Below are 3835 nucleotides of genomic sequence, written 5' to 3'. Positions count from 1 at the left end.
GGCCGCCGCGTCGACGGCCGGGGGTGCGTACCCGATGGCGCCGGGGGCGTACGCCGGAGCGGGCTCGCCCGCCGGGCCCGCCGGCCCCGCGGCGCCGCCTCCGGCCGGGCGCGGGCCCGTACCCGTACCCGTACCCGGGCCCGTCCCCTGCCCCGGCCGCACGTTCCCGTACGACGACGCAACCCCGCCGGTCCGCTCCTGCCTCTCCTCCCTCTCCTCCCGCTCCGGTCCCGCCGGACCGAAGCCCGCCGGCAGCGGCCCGAGCTGGTCGAACACCTCCACCGGCTCCTCCGCCGGATCCAGCTCCGGCAGCAGCTCCGCCGCCTCGGCCAGCGCCTTCCGCGCGCCCGTCGCCGTGCGGAACCGCACCTCCGGATCCGGCTGCAGCAGGCCGGCCAGCACCTGCCACAGCGGCTCCGGCACCTGGTCCGGAGCCGGCGGCACACCGCTGTCCGGGTACGCCTCCGCGAGCGCCTCGCCGTCCGGACGCTCCCCGGTGAGCAGGTACAGCGCCAGCAGCCCCACCGCGAACAGGTCCGCGGGGAAGTCCGGCTCCGCGCCCAGCATCTGCTCCGGCGCGAAGTAGCCGGGCGTGCCGACGACGAAGTCGGCGTCCGTCAGCCGCGGCTCGCCCTTGCGCAGGGAGATGCCGAAGTCGGAGAGCCTGAGGTGCGGCCGGCCGGTGCCGGTGGCCTCCAGCAGCACGTTCGCCGGCTTGATGTCGCGGTGCACGACGCCCTCGCCGTGCACCGCGGCCAGCCCGGCCAGCAGCTGGTCGAGCAGCAGGCAGACGAACCGCGGCGGCAGCGGCCCGTAGTCGCCGATCAGATGGGCCAGTGAGCCGCCGCGCACCAGGTCCATCGTGAACAGCACCTTGTCGTCGTCCGCCGCCCAGCTGGCGGGTGCCAGCACGTGCGGGTGGTCGACGCGTACCGCCTGTTCGCGGACGAAGCGCAGCAGCGTGTGCGCGTCGCTCTGCTGCAGCACCTTGGCCGCCACATAGCGCCGCCTCCGGTGGTCCCAGGCGCGCCAGACCGCGCCCACCCCGCCCCGGCCGATCGGGTCGACCAGCTCGTACCGCCCGGCGAAGACCTCACCCATGCTGCTGCGCCCGCCCCTTGTACGGATTCCTCTAGCAGTTCATCCGGCTATGACTGGTGTGCCTCGTAATGTGCTACGGCGTCCGCCGTGCGCCCCGCGCCGTAAACCCGGAGGAACTCTGCCAGCTCCGGATGCGTGGGCGTGAGGCGTTCCGCCGCGTCGATGATGTCGCCGGCGGCGGCCACCGAGCGCAGCAGCGACTGGATCTCCCGGACGACGCGGCGCACCGTCGTCGAACCGGCCGACGACTGCGTCTGCGTGTTGCCCAGCACCGACCCTCCCGCGCTCTTGCGGATGCCGTCCATCCGTTCCGCCGCCTCCGCGGCCGAAACGCTGCCGCTCGATACCTCCGCCGCCAGCTCCTGCAGCGCCTGTACGCGCTGCACCACCGACGGGTTGCCGATCTTCGCCCGCTGTCCGCTCATGAGCTGTGACAGCATCGGCGCCGAAATGCCGAGCACGGCTGCCAGCCGTGCCTGGTTGAGACCGAGATCGTCGATCAGTCGCCGGAACAGCACGCCCAGCGGTTCGCCGTACCAGCTTCGCTGTAGCTCTCGTGCGCGTTCGCTGGTGTCCTGCCGTGGAGCTCCCATGCCGTGCGGCCTCCCCAGATGTCCCCGAGTCCAGATTCGCGCTTGCGAACTGCATCCTACGGAGCGGAAACGCGCCCAGACAGACCTCGGGACGGGGAGATAAGCGGGACGCGTTCTTCCTTGTCCGCGCGGGTCTACGCGTGCCACTCCGGGCGCCCGTACGGGGGCGGGGCCGGGGGCTCAGGACAGCTCGGGCGGCGGGGTGCGCTGCTCGTCGACGCGGTCCACGCGCTCCAGTTCGCCCCAGACGATGTAGCGGTGCCGGGAGGTGTACATCGGGGTGCAGGTGGTGAGCGTGATGTACCGGCCGGGCTCGGTCTTCCCGGACTCCTCCGGGATCTTGTCGAGCACGTCGGTGTTGTACTTCGAGGTCTCGGAGAGGATGGCGTACGTCTTGTAGACGTACCAGCGGTCCTTCGACTCGAAGACGATGGGGTCGCCCTCGTCGATGTCGTGGATGTCGTGGAACTTGGCGCCGTGCCCGTCGCGGTGCGCGGCGAGCGAGAAGTTGCCGCGGCGGTCCCAGGGCATGGCCGACTTGACGGGCTCGGTGTAGTAGCCGGCGACGCCCTTGTTCAGGTCGTCGGTCGCCGTGCCCTTGCGTACGAGGATGTTCTCCTCCATCGCGGGCACGTGCAGGAAGCCGATGCCGCCCTTGAGGTCGCCGATGTTCACGGGGCGGGGCTTGCTGTCGTCGGGAGTGCTCTCCCAGGAGTCGCGCAGGTCGTCGGTCATGCGGCCGGCCTGGCGGTTGGCCTGGACGTTCGTCCAGTACAGGGAGTAGACGACGAAGAGCGCCATGAGGACGCCGACGGTGATCAGCACCTCGCCGAAGAGGCTGACGACACCGGCGACCAGGCCGCGCCGGCGGCGGGCGGGGGGCGCGGGGGGTGCGTCGCCGTCGCCGGCGGTGTCCGCCGCGGCTTCTTCCGCGTTCTCCTCCGCGGGCGCCGCTACGGCCTTTGCGCCGGCCTCCGCCACGGGTCTGCCGTCCTGCTCCTCGTCCGCCGCTGCCACCGCTTCCCCGTTCGTTCCGTCCCGCTGTCCCCGCCGTCCCGCTCTCAGTCAACGAGCGCGTCGGGCTTGCCCTTGCTGCGCGGACGCTCCTCGACCATCTTGCCCCAGACAATAAGCCGATATTTGGACGTGTACTCAGGCGTGCAGGTCGTTAGGGTGACGTAGCGGCCCGGCTCGGTGAATCCCGAGCCCTCGGGCACCGGGTCGATGACATCAGTGTTCGACGGCGATGTCGACGGCAGTGTGCTGGCCACCTCGTATATGTAGTAGGTGTCTTTGGTCTCGACGATGATCTCTTCGCCCGGCTCCAGCTTGTTGATGTAGCGGAAGGGCTCGCCGTGGGTGTTGCGGTGCCCGGCGACCGCGAAGTTCCCCTTCTTCTCCCACGGCATCGCGGTCGCGAGGTCGCCCTCCGCGTAATGGCCGAGGAGACCGCGGTCCAGGACCTTCTGCTTGTCGATGCCCTGCGCCACCGGGCGGTTCACGTCCAGGGACGGGATGTGCATGATGGCGAAGCCCTCGCCGGCCTCGAACGCGCCCGGGTCGCGGGCGTCCTCCTTGCCCGCGCCCTCGCCGCGGCTCCACTGCTCCTCCAGCTGCTTCGCCTCCTGCCGGGACTCGCGGTTGGCGAGGACGTTGGTCCACCAGAGCTGGTAGACGACGAAGAGGAGCATCAGCACGCCGAGGGTGATGAACGCCTCGCCGGTGATCCTGCTGATCAGCACGGTGCGCTGCTGCTTCGCGGCGCGGGCGGCCTTGCGGGCGCTCATGCGGGTGCCGAGGGCGCGGGCGACGTTCAGGGACATCGTCTGAACGGTGCGGTCCTCGCGGTCGCCGCGCCCGTCGCCCGCGGGTATCGCGCGGCGGCGGGGGGCGGGGGCGGTGCCCCAGGTGAGGCGTTGCTCTGCCGCGGGGTCGGCGGCTGCCGCGGGGGCGGTGGCCGCGGGGGCGGTGGCCGGGTCGGATGCCTGGCCGGGCGTCGGAGGAGGTGCCGGGTCGGCGGGCGTACGGGTTGCCCGGTCGGGTGGCGGCGCGGGGGTGGCGGGGGCGTGGGCGGGGCCGGGCATCCGGTCGGCTGCCGGGTCGGCCGGCGCGGGGCCGCCGACGAGGGCCGCGGCGGCCAC

General features: G+C 72.2%; 4 protein-coding genes. All 4 read right to left on the bottom strand.

Annotated features, from left to right (window positions below; translation table 11 throughout):
* The coding region (locus tag ABD317_RS34400; RefSeq protein ID WP_344295391.1) for a serine/threonine-protein kinase at positions 1-1101 on the bottom strand (1101 nt) is incomplete at its 3' end.
* A gap of 47 nt (positions 1102-1148) precedes the next feature.
* Complete coding sequence (locus tag ABD317_RS34395; RefSeq protein WP_344295389.1) at positions 1149-1694, bottom strand: DNA-binding protein; 546 nt, start codon at positions 1692-1694, stop codon at positions 1149-1151.
* Positions 1695-1874: 180 nt separating this feature from the next.
* Positions 1875-2711 (bottom strand): class E sortase, encoded by an 837-nt coding sequence (locus ABD317_RS34390; protein ID WP_344295387.1) that lies wholly within the window; start codon positions 2709-2711, stop codon positions 1875-1877.
* A gap of 44 nt (positions 2712-2755) precedes the next feature.
* Positions 2756-3835, bottom strand: coding sequence for a class E sortase (locus ABD317_RS34385; protein WP_344295385.1), 1080 nt, complete (start codon positions 3833-3835; stop codon positions 2756-2758).

Origin of the sequence: Streptomyces synnematoformans, from assembly GCF_039531005.1 — a bacterium.
Taxonomy (GTDB): Bacteria; Actinomycetota; Actinomycetes; order Streptomycetales; family Streptomycetaceae; genus Streptomyces; species Streptomyces synnematoformans.
This window is presented reverse-complemented; position numbering and strand designations above follow the sequence as displayed.

Coding starts and splice junctions, on each gene's coding strand:
- ABD317_RS34395 (WP_344295389.1), bottom strand. CDS start 1,694: ATGGGAGCTCCACGGCAGGACACCAGCGAACGCGCACGAGAGCTACAG.